This window comes from Pseudomonas sp. PDM16 (genome assembly GCF_014851865.1).
Lineage (GTDB): Bacteria > Pseudomonadota > Gammaproteobacteria > Pseudomonadales > Pseudomonadaceae > Aquipseudomonas.
The window spans coordinates 1-464 of the sequence record NZ_JACVAM010000031.1 but is presented as its reverse complement, the minus strand read 5'-3'; the positions used below and the strand labels follow the sequence as shown (position 1 = coordinate 464).

Annotated in this window: 1 protein-coding gene; it reads left to right on the top strand. The window is 52.8% G+C overall.

All coding sequences use genetic code 11. The annotated features are described in order from the left end of the window. A partial coding sequence (locus IB234_RS23815) for a GGDEF domain-containing phosphodiesterase (RefSeq protein WP_192322327.1) occupies nucleotides 1-464 on the top strand: 464 nt, incomplete at both ends.

The window sequence follows — 464 nt, the reverse complement described above, 5'->3', positions numbered from 1 at the left end:
ATCCTGGCGATGGCGAGGATGAGCGTGAACTGATGTTCAACGCCGATGCGGCGATGTATCACACCAAAAATAATGGCCGCAATGGTTACACCTTTTTTCAGCCCTCAATGAACATTCAGGCGCAGAGCCAGCTTCAGCTGAACAATGATCTCTGGCAGGCGCTGGATAACAATGAGCTACGCCTGTTCTATCAGCCAAAATATTGCGCGCCACGCGGCCCGCTTCTTGGTTTCGAAGCGCTGCTGCGCTGGGAACATCCAAAGCGGGGTCTGTTATCGCCTGACAAATTTCTGCCAATGGCGGAAAAAACCGGGATGATTGTCAACATCGGCAATTGGGTGATTAATGAAGCGTGTCGCCAGTTGCGCCAGTGGCATTTGCAGGGCCATACGGACTGGTCAGTGGCGGTGAACCTGTCGGCGCTGCAGTTTGAGCAATCGAATCTGGTAGAGACAGTGGTAGAT